Source organism: Achromobacter sp. ACM04 (genome assembly GCF_014851465.1).
In the GTDB taxonomy this organism is placed as follows: domain Bacteria; phylum Pseudomonadota; class Gammaproteobacteria; order Burkholderiales; family Burkholderiaceae_B; genus Achromobacter; species Achromobacter aegrifaciens.
On sequence record NZ_JACUZS010000001.1, the window covers coordinates 1679298 to 1702822 of the forward strand.

The following is a 23525-nucleotide window of genomic DNA, read 5'->3' on the forward strand; positions in this document are numbered from 1 at the left end:
ACATAGCGTAACCCCTGTCACAACTTGGTTGCGCGTCATGCAACACCGGACGCCGCAGCCGTCTCTTGAAACGAAAGAATCCCGTGCAAGTGGCAAATTTGCCACTCATCTACAATCCGTGGCGGTGCCGATTGCCAACTGCAATCGGGCAGTAGCTCACAGGTAGTAATGACGCGCGCGAAGACACCCGCTTCCAAGAAGAGAAGTCCCCCCAGCAGATCCAAGGCCCGGGCCGGTTCCCGATCCAGCGGCCGCTTCCCCCGATTCCTGAAGGCCTTGCTGTTCTCGTCGCTGGCGAGTTTCGGCGCGGCCACCTACATGCTGAATCCGCAGTGGCGGATTCCCGCGCCGGTGCAGGAAGTCATCACGCGCCTGGGCTGGCCGCAGCAGCGCGAACACACGACGCCGGCGGCGGTACCGACCGCAGCGCGGACAGGGGCGCCCGTTCAAACAATGTTTGCCGAATGCCGGCAGTTCTTTCCGCATTCGCGCCCGCCGGAAGTCCCGGGCGGCCAGAAGCTGCGCGAGGTGTGCTTCTCGGCCTTCGCCATCCTGCACGACGGGCAGACCAAGACGCCGGTGTTCGTGGCGGAACGCCTGAATCGCCAGATGCTGACCCAAGCCCAGGGCATGCGCCGCACCGACAAGTTCTACGCCGAAGCGCGGCTGCCACGCGCCGAACGGGCCGAGCTGGACGACTACCGCGGCTCCGGCTATTCGCGCGGCCACATGGCGCCGGCAGGCGACATGTCCACGCCCGAGGCCATGGCGCAGAGCTTCTCGCTGGCCAACATGGTGCCGCAGGACCAGATTCACAACGGCGGCGCCTGGAGCAGCATCGAGCAGGACACGCGCAAGTACGTGATGCGCGCCGCGGGTGACGTGTACGTCTTCACCGGCCCCGTCTATGCCGACAACCCCAAGACCATAGGCGCGGGCGTGGCCGTGCCCACGTACATCTACAAGGTCGTGTATGACGCGACCAGCGGCCGCTCGTGGGTGCATTGGCAGGCCAACGCCGCCAGCACCAAGGCCGGGCCGCCGATCAGTTACGAGGAATTCGTCAAGCGCACGGGCATCCGGGTGCTGCCGGCCGGCGGCTGAAGCGCGGACTGACGGGCCCGCTCATAGTTTGGACTCGTAGAACTCGACTTCGATGCGGTCCGCGCTCAGATAGCCGCAAAGATTGGCCGGAAAGCGGGCTCGGCTGCATGCGGTGTAGGCATTTCCGTACAGCACCGCGGTCTGCAGGAAATTGCGGCTGAGCGCCGTGCTGTCGGAGTGGATGGAGCGCGTGAGTTCGGCTTGCAGCTGCTCGCTCGCCGCGCGCATCGGCCGCAGGATTTCTGATTCGAACTTGCGGGCTACGTTTGCTTCAGCTTCGCTCGCCGGCACGCTGGAATGCTGGGGATCATAAGCGTCCAGCAGCTCGTTCGGAGCGCGGCGCGCGCAATAGAACGCCTGATAGTACGAGCTCGTCGCAGGCCGTTTGAGGCGAGCTTGGGCCAGGTAGACCAAGGACGGCACGGGGGAGCTCCAGGAGATCAAGGTGCTGGTCGTGCCCGGTTTCACCGTGCTCACATACGCGGGCAGGCAGGCGCCCAGGGGCTCACGCCTGGACCGCAGATCCGCCAGCCTTGCGGCGGCGTAGCGGTCGCCATAGCGCAGCACGTCCTCGTAATTGCCGCTGAGATGGCTGCCTATGATTACCCCTTGCACCACCCAGACGCAGTAGCCCTCGACGGTCAGCCCGTCCTGGCAATACGTCGCCAGCGCGCGCTTCATGCTGGGCCCCATCGCCTGGAACCCCAAGTCCAGGGCAGCCGAATATGCCTTGAACAAGGCTTCGCTTCTCCCGTCTCCCAAGCCCAGCGGGGCGCCGAGGGTCGAAGAGGCCAGCACGGCCGCCGCCACCGAAGCAAACAATGCCATATCACTTCTCCAGTTGGGTGGCCGACAGCCGGCTGCGGTCGCGCGCGCTCAGCACCGTATCGGGATAGCGGTACGCCCAACGTCCGTCCTTGCATTGATAGACCCGCCCGCCATAGACGACGGTCGAACCTTCGCTGTAGTAGTTCAGATGCGCGGCATCCGAGGGGCGGGTGAAATACTCGCAGGCCTGGCCGGCGTAATCGAGCCCAGGATCCTTGGCGGCGGTCTTGGATGAGGCGGATGGATCCGGCGCGCCGGCGGGGGCATTGCGCGGCTTGTCGCGGCTGGCAGCGTTGTTGCCCCAGGGGTTCAGGGCGGGATCGGTGCTGTAGCGCTCCTTGATCCGGTCGCGGTTGCGCAGGTAGTCGGCTTCCTGTTGTTTCGCCCGGGCCCTGGCCGCCGCGTTCTGCGCATCTTCATATTGCTGCCGCAGCCGGTCCTGAGTCTCCTGGTTCAGCAGCGCATCATCCTGCTGGCTGGAGTCTCGCAGGTAATCGCTCAGGGCGCGTTGCGCCGCATCGATGGCGGCGTCGGCATTGCCGCGCGAGGAAGTCGAGGAACGCGACTTCCCGGTGGCCTCAATGGCCTGCCCCGGTCCCGCGAACGCCGCGTGGCCGATGCCGGCCGACACGATGGCCGCCATAAGGCGGACCGCAAGCGTGGCCATAGGAAAGCTCCCCGAGGATGATCGCGCAAACGCCGCCGCCTCCAGGGACTGGCCGTGCAGATGGCCGGCCCGCGTGCGGTGTATCCATGATAGATCGCGCCATTGCCGCGGGAATCAGCCAAAAGGAGGAATCCTCCCCTACCCCCGCCGCGCCGCCTCAATGGCCGCGATATCGATCTTGCCCATCGTCATCATCGCGTCGAACGCGCGCTTGGCTGTGGCGGGATCGGGGTCCGAGATCGCTTCGATCAGCACGCGCGGCGTGATCTGCCACGACAGGCCCCACTTGTCCCGGCACCAGCCGCATTCGCTGGCCTGGCCGCCGTTGCCGATGATGGCGTCCCAGAGGCGGTCGGTCTCGGCCTGGTCTTCGGTCGAAATCTGGAAGGAAAAGGCCTCGCTGTGCTTGAAGGCCGGGCCGCCGTTCAGGCCCACGCAGGGGATGCCTGCCACGGTGAACTCCACCGTCAGCACGTCGCCCTGCTTGCCGGAGGGATAGTCCCCCGGCGCGCGCAACACCTTGCTGACGGCGCTGTCGGGAAAGGTCCGGGCATAGAACTGCGCAGCTTCCAGGGCGTCGCGGTCGTACCAGAGGCAAATCGTGTTTTTGCTGGGCATGTTCGTACTCCTCTTCAGTGACAGACGCGCCGACGTGCCGGCACGAGACGCTGGCGCTATGAGACGCCAAGCTGGCTAGCCGCATTGAAGAAACGTCGGCGCGTCGCCGACGGCGTCTCTCCGAAAAGCGCGCGATAGCGAGTCAGCGCGTAGTTGCAATAGGGATAGCCTTGACGTTCGAAAATTTCCGCAATGGACCATTCGCCCGCCACAGCGCTGGCCAAGGCGGCATGAACCGCATGCAGCTGCCGCAAATGCAGATACTGCGTCGGACTCAAGCCAAAGCAATGACGAAAGAACGTCCTCAATGATCGATCGCCCACGTTCAGCCCATCGTAGCCGGCGCTCTTGCGTCCATCGCCGTCCATCGCCCGAAAAAGCGTCAAGGTCGCGTTGCACAACTCGTGCAAGGAAACCCCTGGTCTGCCGCCAGGCGCCGGCCGCGGACGGCGGGAAAACACCATGGTTGCGATCGCATTTTCGATCAGCACGCGTCCGGCTGCGCCAGGCATTCTAGAATCCGCCGCACAAAGAGCCGCCTGCTGCAGGGCCGCGATGTGCGCAGGACTGGCGGTCAATACGTTGGTGGCGCGGGACCAGTAGCGCAAGATCCCGCCGACTTCGTCATCGGCCTGCAACATGGGCGACGACAGAGGAACCGCAATGGTCACCCAGCTATTCGGGCCGTCAGCGCGAAAGACGAAGCCTCGGCCCGGCGCAAGAACGGCAAGCTTGTCCGGCCCCAGCGCGACGCCGTTCAGCCAGGCCAAAGCCGATCCGGGATCGGATATCAGAAACATGAAATGCGTGGCCGCCACCGCGGCCTCGCACAGATTCGGCACGGCTTCAATTCCGCGTTGGACAGTGATCCCGCCAACGTCCGCGTGCCCCAATCGCCAGCCTCCGTCTTGTGGTCCGAGTAGACGCACTTTCAGGTCTACGTCAACCACCGCGGCTTCGTACTCTCCGAACGATCCGAACTGGAACAACTCCATCGAGACCCTCGCAACTTTCTGACGAGTTATTGCCGAAATTAGCATGGACTTGTAATCGAGTCACTAGTGAAAATGGCGTCTCCCGCAAGCGGTCTGGCAGTCCCCGACAGGAGCGCAGAATGAAGCATGGTGTCGCAATTCTCTCGTTTCTTTGCCTGAATCTTGCGACGGGCGCCCCGCCCGCCGTCGGTGCGCCACAGGCGCCAGCCGGCAAATCCGCGCTGGCCCTACCGGCGCCTGATATCGTCATGCACCCGGAGTATGCGAAGGCCATAGGCCGCTACGCCTACATCTGGGGCTGGCCCATGGTGAACATGCAAAACCGCAATGACCGGATCACCAAGGCGCCCCGCCCCGGCCTGCTGGGCGGCATTCTTCCTGTGGCGCCGCGCGGCCAGGCCGGCATGCTGCACGATTACATCGCCCCGCAAGAGACCTTCGTCACCTGCCCCAACCAGGACGTGGTGTACGGCCTGGGCTTCTTCTCGCTGGACGAGGAACCCGTGATCGCCCAGGTTCCCGACTTCGGCGATCGCTTCTGGGTCTATGCGCTGTATGACCAGCGCACCAACCAGTTCGGCGAACTGGGCAAGCCGTACAAGAGCAAGCCGGGCTTCTATCTGCTGGTCGGCCCCAACTGGAAGGGCAAACGGCCCGCAGGCGTACAGGGTGTCATCCGCAGCCCGACCGCGTTGGCCAATGCCATCCCGCGCATTTTCATGGATGACACGGAACAGGATCGCAAAGCCATACAGGACAAGATAAACCAGGTCGTGTTCTATCCGCTGAAGGATTTCGACGGAAAGATGAAGACCATAAACTGGAAGAACACACCCGATATCCCGAACCCTCAGGCCGAGAGCGCCAGCTCAGGAGAAACGCGCTGGGTAATCCCCGAGACATTCTTCGACCAATTGGGCAAGGTGCTGGACACGGTCCCGCCGCTACCAGGCGAGGAGGCCATGTATGCCCAGTTCCGTTCCGTGCTGGCCGCGGCGGCGCGCGATCCGGCGATCAAGGAGGCTCTGCTCCAGACCGCCAAGGAAACCGAAGAACAAGTCATAGCGCCCTTCTTCCAGTGGAAGCACAACGGGCGCCCTGCCGGCAATAACTGGAATCGGTCCGTCAACAATGCCCAGACGGGCCTGGACTATTTCAACCGGACCGGCACCTCCAAGTCGAACATGTTCGACAACCGGCCGACCGAGACCCAGTACTTCTACACGGACTTCGACGCGGCCGGCGCGCAGCTCGATGGCAGCCAACGCTACGAGATCACTTTCCCCAAGGGCCAGCTGCCGCCCGTCAAGGGCTTCTGGTCCCTGACGCTCTACAACAAGCTGCATCTCTTCAGTCCGAACGAACTCAAGCGCTACTCGCTCGGCACCAAGAACAAGGACCTGGCCCGCAACGCGGACGGCTCCTTGACGCTCTATGTGGGACCGACCTCTCCCGGCAAGGACAAGGAGGCCAACTGGCTGCCCTCGCCCAAAGAGCCCATCTCGCTCTACATCCGCGCGTACTGGGGCCAGCAGGCGATCCTCGACGGCAGCTGGAAGCCGCCGCAAATCAAGAAGATGGATTGACGACCCGGACCGGCGCAACGCCGGTCCGCCCCCCCTTCCACCTCGTCATGGTGCGCGCGGGAGCGTTCCCGCGCCCCTTACCAGGAGTTCATTCATGCGCGCCGAACCCCGATTCAAGCTGTTGGCGGCCGCGTTGCTTGCCGCCTGTTGCGCTGGAGCCAGCGCAGCGCAGGAACAAGCCGCCATCTCCCCGCTCGTCAGGCAAATCAACAATGGCAACTGGCTCGATCAAAAGGAGGCCGAAGGCCTGCGCGACGAGCTCTACTACCAACGGGCCATCCACGCCTACATGACGATGCTGCCGGCGCTCAACGTCATCGGCATGCGCGATGGTTCCGAGCAGGCGTTCGGCGCCGGCTACAACGTGCTGCCGATATGGAAGGAGCGCATGGATGCCAAGACCATGGTGCCCACGCCCAACGCCGACGTCATCTATTCCATGAGCTACCTGGATTTGAAGAAGACCGGTCCGCTGGTCGTCAAAGCGCCGCCCAACGTCATCGGCATGTTCACGGACTTCTTCCAGCGCACCATCACCGACGTCGGAGCCATCGGCCCCGACCGCGCGCGCGGCGGCCTGTACCTGCTGCTGCCGCCCGACTACGACGGCCACATTCCCAGCAGCTACTTCGCCTTCAAGTCGCCGACCTACAACGTGTTCCTGTTCTTCCGCACGGTCATGGCGAAGGGCGACGGCAAACCCGACCCCGCCCCTGCCGTCAAGGCGGCGGAAACCACCCGCGTCTATCCGCTCTGGGCAGAGGAAAAGAACATCAAGCCCATGGAGTTTCCGGATGCCAGCGGCAAGCGCGTGGACATGATGTATCCGGTGGACCACCAGTTCTGGCAGAAGCTCAAGGACTTCGTCGACTACGAGCCCGTGTCCGCCATCGATCCCGAACTGCGGGGCGTGCTGGCGTCCATCGGCATCGTCAAGGGCAAACCCTTCGAGCCCACGCAGCGCCAGCAAGACATGCTGCAGAAAGCCGTGGATGCCGCGCCCAGGATGATATTGGCGCTGCGCCAGTTGGGGCGCGAGGACGGACGTAACCTCTACTACAAGGACCGACAGTGGGAACGGGCCTGGGCGGGCGGCACGGCCGAATGGATGCAGGAAAGCTATCTGGACGTGAACCAGCGCGCGGGCTTCTTTCAGTACGCCTATTCATCGGCACCGGCCATGGTCATGCGCACGACAGGCGCCGGTTCGAAGTATCCCTACACGGCCAGGGATGCGGCGGGCAATTTCCTCAATGGCACCAGCACCTACAAGCTGAGGTTGCCGCCAGGCACGCCCGCGGCCCTGTTCTGGGCGGTCACGGCATACAACGTAACCGACGGCACCATGCCGGAGACGAAGCAGCTCATGCCGTCCACCAACGGTTACTACGACATCCCCAAGCAAGCGGACGGTTCCCAGGAAATCTGGTTCGGACCGCAGAAGCCTGAAGGTGTCGTCGATGCCGCCTTCATCCAGACCATACCCGGGCGCGACTTCCTGGTCGCGCTGCGGCTGTATGGCGCGGAAGATGCGTTCTACGACCAGACCTGGAAGCCGGACGACATCGTCAAGGTGAAATAGGCATAAGGGCGCGCCGGCATGGAGGTAACAGGAATTCCCAGGCCTGATGGCATCAGGCCGTTCGTGTTGGCCGCAACTCACATTTTTCCCCGATAAATCAACGGCGGATCGCCATTCCCGGCGCCAGCTCTTGCGGCCTGCCCCTGGCCCATTTATCTTTGCAGACTAAACGCGGTCGATACCCCCCCACGCATGGAAGATTGCATGGAGTCTCGATGAGCCCTCGGCCTAGCCACGCAGGCATGCGCAAGCGCAAAATCGGCCTGCTTGCAGTGCTGGTCGCCCTGGCCGTGCTGAGTGTTGCGGTCGGCTTTTCCAACGCCATGTACTCCAGCTACCAGGTACAGAAGGCGCAGATCATCAAGAATGCGCTGGCCGCCAACCACGCGCGCGCCGAGAAACTGGCCGAGGTCATCGACGTCTACCTTGACGCCTTACATCGCCAGGCCCGCAATACCGCCAGCCAGCTCTCAGCGTCCATGGGCAAGCCGCAAGCGCTGCAGAGCGAACTGCAGCGTCTGGCCGACCAGATCGACTCGCTGCACGCGGTCATGCTGGCCGACGCCGAAGGCCGTATCGTGGCCCGTTCGCCTACGGGCCAGCTTGCGGACGCAAAGATCCTCCGTCTTGCCGATCTGGGCGTGAGCGCCCCAGGCCCGGGCGCCTGGGTGACGAAGACACCCGGGGCGCAGGCCGCGACGCTGGTCGTGACCGAACCCGTGGAAGACGCCAGCGGCTCACCCCTTGCCTATCTGGCCATCGCCATCACGCTGGACGCCGGCAGCGGCATGGACCGGATCATCGGCGACCGCGACGAGATCGCCGGCATGTCGGTGTTCCTGGTGGGCAGCAACGGCGACGTGCTGTACCGCAGGCATGCCCCCGCCGGGGCGCTCGATCTGGCCAGCATCGCGCCCGCCCGGCAGGGCGGCGCGGCCCTCTATCCGCAAGCGAACGGCGGCGCCGTATTGACCGGCTACGCGCCCTTGGCCAAGGGCGATTGGGCAGTCGTGGCGCAGCGTTCGCAGGACCAGGTGCTGTCGCCCTTGCGTGAATTGCTCGGCGATGCGTTGCGCTCGGCCCTCCCGGCCATCGCGCTCACGCTGCTGCTGGTGTGCGGCCTGGCCTATGCCATCGCTGCGCCGCTGTCGCGCTTGACGCGCGCCATGATCGCAGGCAAGTCGGGCGGCGTGGACGTCGAGCGGCTCAACGCGTGGTACGCCGAGGCCGACACCTTGCGCGACGCCGTCCAGCTCACGCTCAACCAGCATCAGGACGAGGTTGGCCGCCTGAACACACAGGCGTTGACGGATCCCATGACCGGGCTGCTGAACCGCAGGGCCATGACCAACGTGCTGGACGCCTATGCGGCCGATGGCACATCCATGGCGGTCATCGCCATGGATCTGGACCACTTCAAGCGCATCAACGACAGCTTCGGCCACATGACAGGCGACAAGGTGCTGATCGCGCTGGCCGACGTGATCCGCGCCGGCCTGCGCGATCAGGATCGCGCCTTCAGAGTGGGCGGAGAAGAGTTCATCGCCCTGTTGCCCATGCGCTCGGCCGCGCAGGCCTGTGAGGTCGCCGAGCGCCTGCGCACGGCCGTGGCCCGGCGTCTCATGCCGGACAGTGTGGGCCGCGTCACAGTATCCATCGGCGTCGCGCTCTGGCCGCAAGACGGCGAATCCGCCGCCGAAGTCATACAGCGGGCGGACGAAGCGCTGTACGAATCCAAGCAGACGGGACGCAACCGCGTCACGCTGTGGCGCGACCAGGCCTCGTCCGAGCCGCCATCGCCGGCTCGCAGCCGCTAAGCACACCGTGCTCGCCGCGCAACTTACTCCGGAGATGACATGCCCCCGCCCCTGAGCACGGCGAAACTGCGTACGGGCTGGCTGCTTGCCCTGCTGGCCTGCGGGGCCGGCCCGCAAGCGTGGGCGCAACAAGGCTTGCGCCTGAGCCAGGACGACCTGCAAAAGCGCGCCAACGGGGTGCTCGCGATCATGTCGTTCTCCATCGTGCCCGACATCACGACCAGTTCCCTGAACATAGGCGGAGGCAGCGGATCGGTCTCGGGATCCAGCGAATTCGCCATGACGCAGCTGGGCGGCGGCGACACCATCTCCAAATCGGTCCCCATCTACCTGGAAGGCGTGCTGGCCGCCAGCCGCTACGATCCGACCTTCGTCGCCACGCAGGGCGCCGAATCCCGCAGCATCCCCACCAAGTGGAACAGCTTTTCGGCCACCGGCGGCATAGGCTGGGACTTCAAGCTGACCGACGAACTGAAGCTGCGGCCCATCTTCAATTTTGCGCTGGGCAACGTCACCAGCGATTTGCGCGCCGCCAGCTGGTATGTGGGACAGCAGACCGGAAAGGACATCAGCTTCCTGGACAAGGGTTCACTCAACGCCTATGGCCTGGGCGGCTCGCTGATGCTGGACTATGAGCATTACCGCCCCGGTTACGAGGTCGACGTGGAGCTGCGCTATTCCGACATGCGCCTGCAGAGCTTCAACAGTTCTGCCGCCGTCGAGGGCCACGCCGCGGCGCAATCGGCCAATCTGTGGGCGCGCTACCGTGCGCCGACGGGATTCGTCGTGCTGCAACGGCCGCTGCGCTACGTGCTGGAGCTGACGCACTCTGAGTTCCTGGGCGACCAGCGCGGCATCCTGGGATTCGACCGGCTGACCTCCGTGGGCGCCGGCCTGGAGCTGGATTCCAGCGCCTATGACGTGATCATCACCCGCACCCGGCTGGTGGGCCGCTATGTGTTCGGCACCAATGTGTCGGGCTTCTCCGTCGGGCTGGCAGTGAGCTTCTGAGCCGGCCGCCGGCGGAATTGCGCCGGATTTGTTACTCCCCCCTCTCCGCCCGGCGATGCCAGACTGTTTCCAGGCCGCCGAGCAGCCAGTCTGCGCGCAGACCCTTGCGCCAGGGCCTCGGCCCGCGATAAGGAGGTAGGAAATCATGACTGCATCAAGCAATGGCGCCCCCATGCGCACGCCCCCGGTCGTCTCGCCCCAGGACTGGGAAACCGCCCGCCAGCAGCTGCTGGTCAAGGAAAAAGCCCACACCCGCGCCCGCGATGCGCTGGCTGCCGAACGCCGGCGCATGCCCTGGACGCCAGTGACCAAGGCCTATGCGTTCGAAGGCCCGTCGGGCATGCTCGCCCTGCCCGACCTGTTCGACGGCCGCCGCCAACTGATCGTCTACCGCGCCTTCTTCGAGCCGGGCGTGTATGGCTGGCCGGAGCACGCCTGCCGCGGCTGCTCCATGGTGGCCGACCAGGTCGCGCATCTGGCGCACCTGAACGCCCGCGACACCACGCTGGTCTTCCTGTCCCGGGCGCCGCAGGCGGACATTGCGCGGCTGAAAGCGCAGATGGATTGGAAGATGCCCTGGTACACGCTGACCGATGGCTTCGATACCGACTTCGGCGTGGACGAGTGGCATGGCACCAATGTGTTCTACCGCGACGGAGACCGCATCTTCCGCACCTATTTCCTCAACAACCGCGGCGACGAGCAGATGGGCGGCACCTGGAACTACCTGGACATCACGCCGCTGGGCCGCCAGGAAGTCTGGGAGGATTCTCCTGAAGGCTATCCGCAGACCCCGACCTACAAGTGGTGGAACTGGCACGACAGCTACGTGCCGGACGCGCCGCCGGACAGAAAATGGGTCGAGATTTCCGATGCGGGCGAGGCCGCATTCCGGGCGCAGAGCGCAGCCGCCAAACGGTGAGCGGGCGGGCGGCTGGCCGGGCGCGGCCGCTTGCCGTATTCATTGGTAATTAAAATAACCAATAGATACACAAGCTCAAACAACAGCAATTATCGGGGTCCGATGACCGTGCTAATTTATGCGCCCGCCGACCTTCGGCCCAGGCGCATCCCCAGCGTCCCCGTCAGGCGGCCGTTGCCGGGCCGCTGCGCCCTCCTACCCCTATTTGACGAGAACCCATGCACAAGAACCTCGAGAGCGACACGATTATCGCCCAGGGAAAAAAGCGGATGTCCGGCTTGTTGCTTGCGGCAGGCCTGGCGCTTGCGGCAACCGCGCCAGCCATGGCCGTACCGCCGATCAAGGCGCACGGCGCGCCCGCCGCTACGCCTGCCGCGGCCTCGCCCTCGGGTTCGGTGCAGAAGACCGACATCCAGAACCAGGCCGCCTATGAGCGCCTGATGAACAACAGCGGCATCACCCTGCAATGGCTGTGGTCGGCGCAACGCGGCCACCTGACCGCCACGGATGAGAACGACGTGGTGCGCATCGAGGGCACGCAGGCCAACCACGAAGGCACGCTGAAGATCAAGGGCGATATCGTCTCCATCGCCAGCGACCGCTTTATCTTCCGCGGCACGATCCTGATCCTGGACGCGCCGGACAAGGGCCGCCGCTGCGAACGCAACGGCGAGTTCGAGTTCCGCGCGACCGGCAAGCGCAAGTACTGGCGCCTGCAGCAGATGGAAGCCTGCGGCGGGCTGACGGACTACGTGGACGTGTACTACTGAGCCCAGCCTGCAAGAAGGCTATGCTTGCGCATCGATGCCGGCGGCCTCCTCATGCCGCAGTCCGCCGGCGCCACGGCGCGCGGCATATCTGAGGAGGTTTACATGATCACCGAAGTGGACAAGAAGCACCTGGCGCGCTGCGTCGAGCTGGCGAAACAGGCGCTGGAAGCAGGCGACGAACCCTTCGGCTCGGTGCTGGTTTCACCCGACGGCGTGGTCCTGTTCGAAGACCACAACCATGTCTCCAGCGGCGACCGCACGCGGCATCCGGAATTCGAGATCGCGCGCTGGGCCGCCAGCAATCTGCCGCCGGCCGAGCGCTCGGCCTGCACCGTCTATACCTCGGGCGAGCACTGCTCCATGTGCGCCTCCGCGCATGGCTGGGTGGGCCTGGGCCGGATCGTCTATGCCAGTTCTTCTGCCCAGTACCGGGAATGGCTGCGGGAATGGGGCGTCGCCCCCACGACCAAGGTGCGGCCGCTGGCCATCGCCGAAGTCGTGGACGGCATACCGGTGGAAGGTCCCGTGCCGGAGTTCGCCGAACAGATCAAACTGCTGCACCAGGAAAGAATGCGCCGCCGCGGCTAGGCGGCGCCCTGCACGGTTCGCCGTTACCGCCCGTCTCAATCGTCAGCAGCAATCCGCAGTATTCTCGCTGCACCGCACTATGAACAGGACTCCCGCATGCCCTCTGCCCTGACCAAATGGCTCACCAGCATCGCGTTCGGCCTGCTAGTCGCCTGGGCCAGCGGCGGCGTCGTCAATCCGGTCATGCAGCAGGCGCTCGGGCTGGCGGACTTGACTGGGCTTGCCTATATGGCGGCGCTGGACAGAATGCTGATCACGACGGGCGTCGTGTCGCTGCTGATAGGCGTGGCGCTAGTCGCAGCGCTGGTCCGCATTCCAAATTTTCGCCGCCTGATCGGCTGGGGCTGCGCCATGCTCGGCCTGGCCGTCCTGCTGAACCTGCTCGGCGCCGTGCTTGCAATGGAACCCGGCATCTTCAATCCGGCCAGCGGCGGCAAGCAGGCGGCCAACGACGCCTATACGGCGCTGTTTTTCTGGGCGCTGATTTTCGGCCTGCCTTATCTGGGGGCCGGCCTGGCGCTGACCATAGGCGGCTGGGTCCTGATCCGCAAGAATCCCGGCCCGGGCGCGGCCAGGCCGGCATGACACGGCCGCCGTGCGCCCTTAAAGTGTGAAATTAACCGGAGCTCCGCAAGCTCCCATCTCCCTGTTTTTTCTGGCCCTACTCGCTCCATGTCCAACCTCATCGTCCACGGCGGCACCCCTTTGCGCGGCCGCGTCATCCCTTCGGCCAACAAGAACGCGGTCCTGCCTGTGCTGTGCGCCACCCTGCTGACGGACCAGCCGCTGCGGCTACACGGCGTGCCCGACATCACGGACGTGCGCAAGATTCTGGACATCTTCCGCACGCTGGGCAGCGAGGTGCGGCTGGACGAGTCCACCCGCACCCTGGACCTGCATCACCGCGACACCGCCTTCGACGCCGCCCGCCACCGGCTGCCCGAGGAAATGCGCTCTTCCATCATGCTGGTGCCGCCGCTGCTGGCGCGCTTCGGGGTCGCGCGCCTGGAAGACAACGTCAAGGGCTGCACCCTGGGCGTGCGCGAGATCGATCCGCACGTGGACATCTTCCGCTCCTTCGGCGGCGAGGTGGAACGCGCCAGCGGCTCGCTGCTGGTCCGCAGCAGCGGCCCGTTGAAGCCGACCCACCACTGGCTGGACTACGCCTCGGTGACGACCACCGAGAACTTCGTGCTGTGCGCCGCCGCCGCGCAAGGCGAGTCGACGCTGACCAACGCCGCCTCCGAGCCGCACGTGCAGGAGTTCTGCCGCTTCATGGCGATGATGGGCGCGGACATCGACGGCATCGGCACCTCGCGGCTGACGGTGCGCGGCGGCGTCAGCCTGGGCGGCGGCGAATTCACTTTCGAGGAAGACTTCCACGAGATCACCACCTTTCTCGCGCTGGGCGCGATCACGGGCGGCGACGTGGTGGTGCGCAACAGCACGCCCGCAAACTTCCCGCTGATCGACCGCACCTTCGCCAAGTTCGGCGTGCAGATCGTGCACGAGAACGGCTGGTCGCGCGCGCTGCGCTCGGGCCCCTTGAAGGTACAGACGCCCTTCACCAGCAATGTGCTGACCAAGGTCGAAGCGGCACCATGGCCCTATTTCCCGGTGGACCTGCTGCCCATCTTCATCGCGCTGGGCGTGTGCGCCGAGGGCAACGCCATGTTCTGGAACAAGGTCTACGACGGCGCGCTGGGCTGGACCGGTGAGCTGTCCAAGTTCGGCGCGCACGTGTTTTCGTCCGATCCGCACCGGCTGATCACGTTTGGCGGCCGGCCGCTGACGCCCGCGGTGGTCGAAAGCCCCTACATCATCCGCGTCGCCATCGCGCTCTTCATGATCGCCAGCAGCATCGACGGCCGCTCGGAAATCCGCAACGCCACGCCGATCCGCCGCGCGCATCCCCGCTTCGTCGAAAACCTGCGCAGCCTCGGCGTGCAGGTGGAATGGACCAGCGAGGAGTAAGCTTTCCAGATACGCACGCCACGGCGCGCATAACGGGAGCGGGCCGACCGGCTCCCGGCGCGGCGCGCCGCCCTCCTTAGGTCATGGCCTCTCACGCAGGAGGCGTACTCCATGCCGCGTCCGAACCCATAGGCGGCCAGGGCCTGCTTCGCAGGCCCCAGTTTCAAAGGTTGTTCACGAAGCAGCACCTTCAAGGAGGTGTGTGATGAGCCAACTTTCCGATAGCGCCCTGGATGATCTGAGAGCCTCAGCCCGAGGCCAGGTCCTCTGCCCGGGCGACCCCGGCTACGACGACGCCCGCAAGATCTGGAATGCGATGATAGACCGCCGGCCGGCGGTGATCTTCCGATGCGCCGGCGCCGCCGACGTGCGCCGCGCCGTGGATTTCGCGCGCGACAACGGCCTGGTCCTGTCCGTGCGCGGCGCAGGCCACAACATCGCAGGCACCGCGGTCTGCGAAGGCGGCATGATGATCGACCTGTCGCCGATGAAGTCGGTGCGCGTCGATCCCGTGCGCGCCCGAGCCTATGTGGAGCCCGGCGCGACGCTGGCCGATTTCGACCACGAGGCCCAGGCTTACGGCCTGGCGACGCCGCTGGGCGTGAATTCCACCACCGGCGTGGCCGGGTTGACGCTGGGCGGCGGTTTCGGCTGGCTGACCCGCAGGTTCGGCATGACCATCGACAACCTACTCTCAGCCGATGTCGTCACCGCGGATGGCAAGCTGCTGCACGCCAGCGAACAGGACAACCCGGATCTGTTCTGGGCAATCCGGGGCGGCGGCGGCAATTTCGGCGTGGTCACCATGTTCGAATTCCAGCTGCATCCGGTCGGACCCGAGGTTTATGGCGGCCTGGTCGTGCTGCCGCTGGAACAGGGTAAAGAAGCGCTGTCGAAGTACCGCGATGCGCTGGCGACCCTGCCCCAGGAACTGACGGTCTGGGCCGTGCTGCGCCTGGCTCCGCCGCTGCCGTTCCTGCCGCAAGCGGTGCACGGCAAGCCCATGGTTGCCTTCGCCATGTGTTATTCGGGCGATCTGGCCAATGGCCCAGCCGCGGTGGAAGTGGTGCGCGGCTTCGGCACGCCTTATGGCGAGCACCTGGGCCCCATGCCCTACGCCGCCTGGCAAAAGGCCTTCGACCCGCTGCTTACACCCGGCGCCCGCAATTACTGGAAGTCGCACAATCTGGGCGGGCTGGAAGACGGGCTGATCGACGCCATAGTGGCGGCGGTGGAAAACCTGCCTTCGCCGCAATGCGAGATCTTCCTGGGCTACATCGGCGGCGTAGCGGCGCAGGTGCCGGTGTCCGCCATGGCCTATCCGCACCGCTCGGCGCAATTCGCCATGAACGTGCACGGCCGCTGGGACTTTCCGGAAGAAGACGAGCGCTGCATCGCGTGGGCCCGGACGCTGTTCCGGACCACGGAGCCCTATGCGCAAGGAGGGGTGTACGTGAACTTCCTGACGCAGGACGAACCGGAGCGGCTGGGCGCGGCCTACGGCCCTAACTTCGACCGGCTGGTCCAGGCCAAGACCCGCTACGACCCGCAGAACCTGTTCCGGCATAACCAGAACATCAAGCCGGCGTCGCCTTGAACCGGACCTGCGCGGCGGGGAATCCGACTAGCGGGCGCCGGACCTCCCCGCCGCGTTCAGGGCCGCGGCCGCTCGGATCAGCGCCGCCAGGGCCGTTTCGTCCAGCGTTTCCCCCTCGCGGATATCGATGGCGCGCCGCGTGTTGCCGTCCAGGCTGGCGTTGAAGAGCCCGGAGGGATCCTCCAGCGCCGCACCCTTGGCGAAGGTCAGTTTCACGGCGCTCTTGTAGGTTTCGCCGGTACAGATGATGCCGTCGTGCGACCACACCGGCACCCGCCATTTCCATTCCTCGACTACGCCGGGATAGGCCTGCCTGATGATGGCCCTGACCCGCGCGAGCGTCTGGCCGCGCCAGTCGTCCAATTCTCGTATCCTGGCGTCTATCAAGGCGGAGGCCGTCTCTTGCATTGCCTCTTTGGTTGCGTTGCTCGTCTTGGTGTTCATGCCATGTCCCGGGAAAGATCGCAGACGGATGCGTCAGGAAGAATACCTGCATCGATCCCGGAAAATTTGTTAACTTGGTTAGCAAACCAAAATAGCTAGCACCGTAACGGGGTCACGGAAGAGGAGAATCAAGCGCAATGGCCAATCTGGTTTTGCTGCTGCTGGGCGTGGACTATCTGCGCAAGCGCGCCCGCGGGCTGTATGTCATCGGCGGCCTGCTTTTCATTACAGGCGTCACGCTGTTCATCGACGCGCTCGATAATGCCGTCTATTTCCCGCTGAATTTCTTCGCGGCGCTGCTGGTCCTCGAAGGCCTGGCCACGCTGGTGATCGCCAAGTCCGGCGTGGGGGGGCAGCGGGTGCTGCGCTATGCCAAGGGCGCCATCGTGCTGACGGCGGGCATCCTGGTCCTGATCGGCCACCATCACGGGCATTTCGCGCTGTCCATGCTGTTCGGCCTCATGTTCCTGGTGGACGGCCTGATCCAGTGCACCGCCGCCTACGTGGTGCGCTATGACCGCTGGCGCTATGTCTTTGCCTCGGGCGTGGCCGAAATACTGTTGGCCATCTTCTTTTTCCAGCCCTACCCGACCCATTACGTCGGCACGGTGCCGTACTGCCTGGGCCTGTTCCTGGCGTTTACAGGGCTGCGGCTGCTGTCGCTGGCGCGCCGCGTCCGCCACCTGGACTCCAACCCGGCGCTGGACGTCAATCCGCATCCGGACTTCATGCCCACGCGCGCCGACGCCCATGCGCAAAAGGTGTTCGACGGCCCGCCGCTGGAATCGGAGCGCGCGCTGACCGTGCACGTCTGGACGCCGTCGGGTTCGGCCAAGACCGAGACGCGCAACTATCCCGTGGTGAACCGCTACATCGCCGCCGTCGACATCAACGGCGTGGTGTCGACCGGCCACGCCGCGCTGGAATCACCGGAAGGCGTGTACATCAGCCTGTATCCGGCCCAGGAGATCGACCACTCTCCGGAACAGTTCGGCACCCTGCTGCGCGCCACGGCCGAAAACAACGTGCCCGGCGTGTACCAGCCCGACTACGCGACCGAATCCAAGGCCTGGACCCCGTCCACGATGCGGGTGCGCATCCGCAACTACGACGCAGCCAAGCTGCAGGCCTTCTGGGACGAATACCGCAAGACCGAGATCTACAACCTGACGCACCGCAACTGTTCCAGCTCCGTTTCCAGCGCGCTGGAGGCGGCGCTGGACGGCGTGGTGGGACGCCTGCACGGCCCGGATGCCGGTTGGCGCGTGCTGCTGCGCCTTTTGCTGACGCCGGAACTGTGGGTGGCGGCGCAGATCCGCAAGCGCGCGCTGACCATGGCCTGGACCCCGGGCCTGACGCTGGACTATGCCCGTGCGCTCAGCATGCTGGCCGACCCGCGCCCGTTCGGCTGGTGGAAGATGTCGCAGGACGCGCTGCGCCAGATCGCGCGCATGCGCGCCGGCTGGCGCAAGCAGGACCGCAAGGCTCAGGCCCGCAATGCGGAGCAGGCCGAGTCCTCGCAAGGGGCGCAATGACGGCCCCGCAACGCGCGTGAAGACGCCATGATTGCGCAGATCGTGAGCGGCGTGGCCATCGTGGCCGGCGCGGCCTGGGGCGCGGCGGCGCTCTGGTTCCAATCGCCGTTCCCCGGCCGCGCGCGCGCCGTCCTGCCGGCGGCCTGGCTCGCGCTCGCGGCCGGCGCGCTGATCGGCCTGTCTATCGGACAGCCCTTGATTGCCTGGCTGTTCGGCGCCCTGCTGCTGGCGCTCTTGGCCTGGTGGTGGCTGGGTGTGCGGCCGTCCAACGAGCGCCAGTGGATGCCCGAGGTGGCGCGCCAGACGCAAGGAACGGTCGAGGGCGACATCGTCACCCTGCGCAACGTGCGCAACTTCGACTGGCGGTCGCGCACCGATTACGACATACGCTGGGAGACCCACAGCTACGACCTGTCACGCCTGGAATCGGTAGACCTGGCGTTGTCCTACTGGGGCCGGCCCGCCATCGCGCACGCCTTGGTGTCGTTCGGCTTTGCTGATGGCAAGTACGTGGTGTTCTCGGTGGAGATACGCCGCAAGCTGCACGACGTGTTCTCGGAAATTGGCGGTTTCTTCCGCCAGTACGAGTTGTCGGTGCTGGCCTCGACCGAGGAAGACAGCCTGCGCGTGCGCACCAATGTGCGCGGCGAAGAAGGCTATCTGTACCGCGTGCACATGCCGGACGGCGCGGCCCGCAAGCTGTTCCTGGCCTATGTGGAGACCGCTACCCGGCTGGCGGACAAGCCGCGTTTCTACAACACGCTGACGGGCAACTGCACCACCATCGTGTACCGGCTGGCCGACCAGATCGTGCCGGGGTTGCCGCTGGATTACCGCGTGCTGTTCTCGGGTTATCTACCCGAGTACCTGTACCGCCTGGATGCTCTGGAAGGAGCGGATAGTCCGTTGGCGTATCGGCAGGCCGGCCATTACACGCAGCGTGCCCGCGCCACCGCGGACGCGGCCGAATTCTCGCGCAACATCCGGCGCGGCGTGCCAGGCGTGCCGCAGGCGCCCGCCCCCGCTCAGGATGGCGCGGCCGTGCCCGGCGCCGGCGCGCGCAGCCGCGCCAAGTAAGCGCCCAGTGTCTCCAGGTGGCTTTCTTCCGAGCGCAGCCCGACATGGCCGTCCGCCCTGACGGCCAGCACGAGGATATGCCGCACGCCGAGCCTTCCGGCCACCGAGGGATCAACATAGCCGTCCACGCCATCGACATCCGCATTCGCCGTCAGCGCGACCACGGACTCGATGATGGCGCCGTCCGATAGCGGCTCGATCGCGGCGCGAATCTGGGCAAGCGCGTCCGCAGACGTCCGCGGGCCGCCCAGGATGAAGACTGTATGGCCCTTGCGATGGGCGCTCTCATGCAACATCCCCGCGCCGCCCGCCGCAAGGCGTATCGGGATCTGGTCGGGCAGCCGCTGGCCCGGCGAAACCGGGTCGTGCCGGTCTCCCATGACGATGGGCGAATCGCGGTAATCGATGTCCAGCTCCGCCTCGGCAACGGCCTCGTGATGCTGCGAGGCGCCATCCTCGAAGGCTTTGCGGATGGCGGCATTGCGCTCGCGCAGCACGTCCGGGTCAGTGGCCAGCTGGGCGCTCTCGGCCTCGTCGCCCGACGCCAGCACACGCTGCGCGGCCGGCCGACGCTCCGCCTGGTAGCTGTCCAGCAGACTGTCCGAGCACTGGCCGTCGCAGACCAGCGCAAGCTTCCAGGCCAGGTTGACGGCGTCGTGCAGGCCGCTATTCATGCCATGGCCTTGGGCCGGACTGCAGGTGTGCGCGGCGTCTCCGGCCAGCAGGATGCGACCGGCCCGGAATTGCCGCGCGACTTTGGTGTAGCAACGGAAGCGCGCCGGATGGGCCACGTCCTCGAAATTCGCCTCGGGCAGATAGCGCCGCAGCGTGGACAAGGCATCGGCCACCAGATCGGAGTCTTCGGCAGTAGGCCGCAGATACACGCGCCAGCGCTGGCCCGGCAGCGCCGTCAGGATCACCGGGATCCTGTCCAGGTAGGCGTAATTGGCCTCGAAGATCTCGGGCCAGCCGCTGATCGCGGCGTCGAACACCGCCCAAGGCTGGCTGATGTCGTGGCCGTCCTGCTCGATGCCTGTCAGCTCGCGCACCGTGCTGTGGTGGCCGTCGCAGCCTATCACCCACTCGGCCAGCACTTCGATTGCGCCGCCCGGCTGCTCGATCCTGGCCAGCATGCCGTCCGGCCGTTCCTGCAGATCCACCAGCTTGCTGGCCCGCTGGACGGCGCCGCCGTGGCTGGCCAGATAGTCGGCAAGGATGGACTCCGTGACCTCTTCCGAAATCCCGATGTTGTAGGGGTAGCGGCTGCCGCAAAGGTCCAGATCGATCTCGCCCAGCACCTTGCCGTCGGCATGGATGCGCGCGCCGCGCTGCTTCACGCCCGCGGCCAGCAGCGGCTCGACGATGCCCAGCGAATCGAAGATCTCCAGCGAGCGGGGGTGGACCACCGTTGCGCGGTCCCATTCCAGCGGCCGCTCGTGCGCATCGATCAACAGGCACTGCACGCCGCGCCGTTGCAGCTCGGCGGCGGTGAGCAGGCCCGCCGGACCGGCGCCCACCACCAGGACTGTCGTTGCAATCACCATGATGTCGCCTCGAGAAATTTCGAGGCGACCTGGATTGCGCCTCGGCACGAACCAAAAAAAGTAAGGCCGCGCATCGCTGGCCGTCAAAGATATTGAGGCTTACGCCGCTGGCATGACGCCGCGGACGGACCTCAACCTTTTGGACCGATCCCTGGCGACTCAGGGGTGGCCGGCCAGCTGCGCGGCCTCGCCCAGCAGCGCGTCCAGCAGGCGGCGCGCCGGCACCGTCAGCGGCGCATCGGCGCGGTGCGTCACGTAGATGACGGTCTTGGGCAAGGGATCGATGATGTCCAGCCGCACCAGCCCCAACGCCGGCCCGTAACGGTCCAGGAACCCTTGCGGCATGATGCCGATCAGGTCCAGCTGCGGCATCAGCGCCAGCAACGTGGAAAAGGACTCGCATTCCAGCTGCAGGTGCAGCGCGCGTGCCTGCGTTTCGTCGCTGTACAGCGCCCTGGGATCGCCGGGCCCCTGCGCCGGCCCGGTCAGCACCCAGGCGGCTTCGGCCAGTTCGCTCAGGCGCCGGGCGCCGGCCAGCGGATGCGACGCCCGCGCAACGATGACCGACTGGCTTTCGAACAGCGGCTGCACGGCCAGGTCGCCTCCCCCGCCCGCTTCGGGCAGCGGCCCCAGCGCCATGTCAAGTTCGCCCGAACGGATGCGCTCCAGCGCCTGCGGATACAGCGTGTCGCGCACCCGCAGCCGCACCTGCGGCCAGCGCGCGCCGTAGCGCGCCACCGCGCCCGGCGCCAGCAGGATGGCGGCGGCGGGCGATACGCCCAGGGTCACCTGGGCTTCGGCGCCGCGCAGGTGCCAAGCCAGGTCTTCATGAGCCTTCTCGATTTCTCGCATGACGACCGCGGCGCGCGCCGCGAGGATCTCGCCGGCCTGCGCCAGCCGCACGCCCTTGGGCGTGCGCACCACGAGTTCGGCGCCGACCTCTTCTTCCAGCTGGCGCAGCGACTTGGTCAGCGCCGGCTGCGACACGTTCAGGACCTGCGCGGCGGCGCGCATGCTGCCAGTCCGGGCCAGGGTGAGCAACAGGTTCAGATGCTGGAGTCGCAAGCCGCCTCTCCGGCCGATTACCTGGGGTAATCGACATCAAAACAATTCAAGGGATGCGCGCGCAGGCCATCGATAGAATTCCTGCATGCCCCAATCGGAGACAGGAGCCTAGCATGACCCGAGGCGTGAAGAACATTCTCTTCATCATGTGCGACCAGCTGCGCTACGACCATCTTTCCTGTTTCGGCCACCCCAGGCTGAAGACCCCGAATCTGGACGCGCTGGCCGCGCGCGGCGTGATCTTTGACCGCGCCTTCGTGCAGTCGCCCGTTTGCGGCCCGTCGCGCATGAGCTACTACACCGGACGCTACGTGCATGCGCACGGGGCCAGCTGGAACTTCGTGCCGCTGAAGGCCGGCGAGATGACCATAGGCGACCATCTGCGGCCGCTGGGCGTGCGTTCCGTGCTGGTGGGCAAGACCCACATGCGCGCCGACATGGCCGGCATGTCGCGGCTGGGCATAGACCCGGCCTCCGTCATCGGCCGCCGCATTGCCGAATGCGGCTTCGACGCCTACGAGCGCGACGATGGCATCCATCCGTATTCTGGCCACGACCCGGACCCGCGCTACAACGACTATCTGCGCGCGCAGGGCTACGGCGGCGACAATCCCTGGGAAAGCTGGGCCAATTCCGCCGTGGACGCGGACGGCACGGTGCGCTCGGGCTGGTTCCTGAAGTACTCCAACCTGCCCGCGCGCGTGCCCGACGAGCATTCGGAGACGCCGTACATCACGCGCCGCGCGATGGACTTCATCAGCGAGGCGGGCGAGCAGCCCTGGTGCCTGCACCTGTCCTACATCAAGCCGCACTGGCCCTATCTGGCGCCTGCGCCCTACGCCGGCATGTACAACGCGCAGGACGCGCTGCCTGTGGTGCGATCGGAGGCCGAACGCGCCGACCCGCATCCGGTGTACGCCGCGATGATGCGGCATCGCGTGTCGGCGACCTTTTCCGAGCCCGGCGTGCGCGAAGCCGTCATGCCCGGCTACATGGGATTGATCAAGCAGATCGACGACCAGCTCGGCGCGCTGTTCCGCTTCATGGAGGCGCGCGGACTGTTCGACAACACCATGATCGTGTTCACGTCCGATCACGGCGACTATCTGGGCGACCACTGGATGGGGGAAAAGGACCTGTTCCATGAACCCGTCATCCGCGCGCCGCTGATCGTCTACGACCCGGATCCGCGGGCTGACGCCGCCCGCGGCACGCGCTGCGCGGCCCTGGTCGAAGCAATAGACCTGGCGCCGACCTTCCTGGAGGCCTGTGGCGGCGTGCCGGTGCCGCACATCATGGACGGGCGTTCGCTGCGGCCCCTGCTGTTCGGCCAGACGCCGCCGGATTGGCGTGACCACGTCATCTGCGAGTACGACTACGCCTTCCAGGATTCGCGCATCGCGCTGGGTACGCCCGCGCGCCAGGCCTGGCTGCGCATGGTGCGCGATGAACGCTGGAAGTACGTGCTGGCCGAAGGCTACCGGCCGATGCTGTACGACCTGCAGGAAGACCCGAACGAATTCGTCGACCTGGGCGCCTCGCCCGCGCATGAGGCGGTGCGCAAGCGCATGGAGGAATTGCTGTTCCGCTGGGCGCGCCAGCCGCGCCAACGCGCCACGGTGGCCGACGGCACCATCGAATCGATCGAAGTCCAGCCGCGCATTTCCGAGGGCGGCATCCTGATCGGCTATTGGGACGAAGCCGACCTGGCCCGCGCCAGGCAGACGTTCAAGCCCCGTTTCGCATCATCCAACCCGCTCGTGAAGCCGACGCTGGATCGGCTGTCGCAATCCTGAGGAGT

The 23525-nt window shown here is 65.9% G+C and carries 21 protein-coding genes; 14 read left to right on the forward strand and 7 right to left on the reverse strand.

The genetic code is table 11. From position 1 onward, the window contains the following. The first annotated feature begins 168 nt into the window (after positions 1–168). Positions 169–1104 (forward strand): DNA/RNA non-specific endonuclease, encoded by a 936-nt coding sequence (locus IB259_RS07835; protein ID WP_192328415.1) that lies wholly within the window; start codon positions 169–171, stop codon positions 1102–1104. 21 nt (positions 1105–1125) lie between these two features. Here the strand turns inward: IB259_RS07835 and IB259_RS07840 are convergent, their stop codons facing one another. From IB259_RS07840 to IB259_RS07855, 4 genes are all read right to left on the reverse strand, one after another. Further along, positions 1126–1932 (reverse strand): hypothetical protein, encoded by an 807-nt coding sequence (locus IB259_RS07840; protein WP_192328417.1) that lies wholly within the window; start codon positions 1930–1932, stop codon positions 1126–1128. 1 nt (position 1933) lies between these two features. Then, entirely contained in the window at positions 1934–2599 is a 666-nt protein-coding gene (locus IB259_RS07845; RefSeq protein WP_192328420.1) for a hypothetical protein, read from the reverse strand. Positions 2600–2737: 138 nt separating this feature from the next. Then, positions 2738–3217 carry a VOC family protein gene (locus IB259_RS07850; RefSeq protein ID WP_192328423.1) on the reverse strand — a complete coding sequence of 160 codons (480 nt, stop codon included), beginning with the start codon at positions 3215–3217 and terminating at the stop codon, positions 2738–2740. Positions 3218–3273: 56 nt separating this feature from the next. Then, entirely contained in the window at positions 3274–4212 is a 939-nt protein-coding gene (locus IB259_RS07855) for a helix-turn-helix domain-containing protein (protein ID WP_192328426.1), read from the reverse strand. Between the two features lie 248 nt (positions 4213–4460). On the opposite strand from IB259_RS07855, the gene IB259_RS07860 reads away from it, so the two are divergent. The 10 genes from IB259_RS07860 to IB259_RS07905 all read left to right on the forward strand — a co-directional run bounded on the left by IB259_RS07860 (position 4461) and on the right by IB259_RS07905 (position 16059). Next, on the forward strand, positions 4461–5798 hold the full coding sequence (locus tag IB259_RS07860) for a DUF1254 domain-containing protein (RefSeq protein ID WP_225596785.1): 1338 nt from the start codon (positions 4461–4463) through the stop codon (positions 5796–5798). A gap of 94 nt (positions 5799–5892) precedes the next feature. Then, complete coding sequence (locus IB259_RS07865) at positions 5893–7380, forward strand: DUF1254 domain-containing protein (protein WP_192328433.1); 1488 nt, start codon at positions 5893–5895, stop codon at positions 7378–7380. A gap of 242 nt (positions 7381–7622) precedes the next feature. Further along, complete coding sequence (locus tag IB259_RS07870) at positions 7623–9197, forward strand: diguanylate cyclase (RefSeq protein WP_192328436.1); 1575 nt, start codon at positions 7623–7625, stop codon at positions 9195–9197. A gap of 39 nt (positions 9198–9236) precedes the next feature. Continuing rightward, complete coding sequence (locus IB259_RS07875; protein WP_192328439.1) at positions 9237–10208, forward strand: hypothetical protein; 972 nt, start codon at positions 9237–9239, stop codon at positions 10206–10208. Between the two features lie 172 nt (positions 10209–10380). Next, positions 10381–11130, forward strand: coding sequence for a DUF899 domain-containing protein (locus IB259_RS07880; protein WP_217472161.1), 750 nt, complete (start codon positions 10381–10383; stop codon positions 11128–11130). A gap of 218 nt (positions 11131–11348) precedes the next feature. Continuing rightward, the gene (locus IB259_RS07885) at positions 11349–11900 is read left to right on the forward strand and encodes a hypothetical protein (RefSeq protein ID WP_054456264.1); all 552 of its coding nucleotides are present in this window, start codon (positions 11349–11351) and stop codon (positions 11898–11900) included. A gap of 102 nt (positions 11901–12002) precedes the next feature. After that, positions 12003–12488, forward strand: a complete 486-nt coding sequence (locus IB259_RS07890; protein ID WP_054456486.1) for a nucleoside deaminase — start codon at positions 12003–12005, stop codon at positions 12486–12488. 96 nt (positions 12489–12584) lie between these two features. After that, positions 12585–13073 (forward strand): hypothetical protein, encoded by a 489-nt coding sequence (locus IB259_RS07895; RefSeq protein ID WP_119451277.1) that lies wholly within the window; start codon positions 12585–12587, stop codon positions 13071–13073. 87 nt (positions 13074–13160) lie between these two features. Next, the gene (locus IB259_RS07900) at positions 13161–14462 is read left to right on the forward strand and encodes a UDP-N-acetylglucosamine 1-carboxyvinyltransferase (protein WP_054456262.1); all 1302 of its coding nucleotides are present in this window, start codon (positions 13161–13163) and stop codon (positions 14460–14462) included. A gap of 205 nt (positions 14463–14667) precedes the next feature. After that, entirely contained in the window at positions 14668–16059 is a 1392-nt protein-coding gene (locus IB259_RS07905) for an FAD-binding oxidoreductase (RefSeq protein ID WP_054456261.1), read from the forward strand. A 27-nt stretch (positions 16060–16086) separates the two neighbouring features. On the opposite strand, the gene IB259_RS07910 is transcribed toward IB259_RS07905, so the two are convergent. Then, a complete protein-coding gene (locus IB259_RS07910) occupies positions 16087–16503 on the reverse strand; it encodes a DUF1801 domain-containing protein (protein ID WP_225596786.1) in 417 nt (138 codons plus the stop codon). A gap of 137 nt (positions 16504–16640) precedes the next feature. Here IB259_RS07910 and IB259_RS07915 point away from each other — a divergent pair, with 137 nt between their 5' ends. Continuing rightward, positions 16641–18038 (forward strand): HdeD family acid-resistance protein, encoded by a 1398-nt coding sequence (locus IB259_RS07915; protein WP_054456259.1) that lies wholly within the window; start codon positions 16641–16643, stop codon positions 18036–18038. Positions 18039–18065: 27 nt separating this feature from the next. After that, the gene (locus IB259_RS07920) at positions 18066–19115 is read left to right on the forward strand and encodes a DUF4105 domain-containing protein (RefSeq protein ID WP_175162263.1); all 1050 of its coding nucleotides are present in this window, start codon (positions 18066–18068) and stop codon (positions 19113–19115) included. Here IB259_RS07920 and IB259_RS07925 read toward each other — a convergent pair. Further along, a complete protein-coding gene (locus IB259_RS07925; protein ID WP_192328442.1) occupies positions 19064–20659 on the reverse strand; it encodes an FAD-dependent monooxygenase in 1596 nt (531 codons plus the stop codon). The two genes, IB259_RS07920 and IB259_RS07925, sit on opposite strands and share 52 nt — an antisense overlap. Before the next feature lie 159 nt (positions 20660–20818). Next, the gene (locus IB259_RS07930) at positions 20819–21724 is read right to left on the reverse strand and encodes a LysR substrate-binding domain-containing protein (protein ID WP_125470632.1); all 906 of its coding nucleotides are present in this window, start codon (positions 21722–21724) and stop codon (positions 20819–20821) included. Between the two features lie 113 nt (positions 21725–21837). Between IB259_RS07930 and IB259_RS07935 the strand changes: the two genes are divergently transcribed. After that, on the forward strand, positions 21838–23520 hold the full coding sequence (locus tag IB259_RS07935; RefSeq protein WP_192328445.1) for an alkaline phosphatase family protein: 1683 nt from the start codon (positions 21838–21840) through the stop codon (positions 23518–23520). Positions 23521–23525 lie beyond the last annotated feature (5 nt).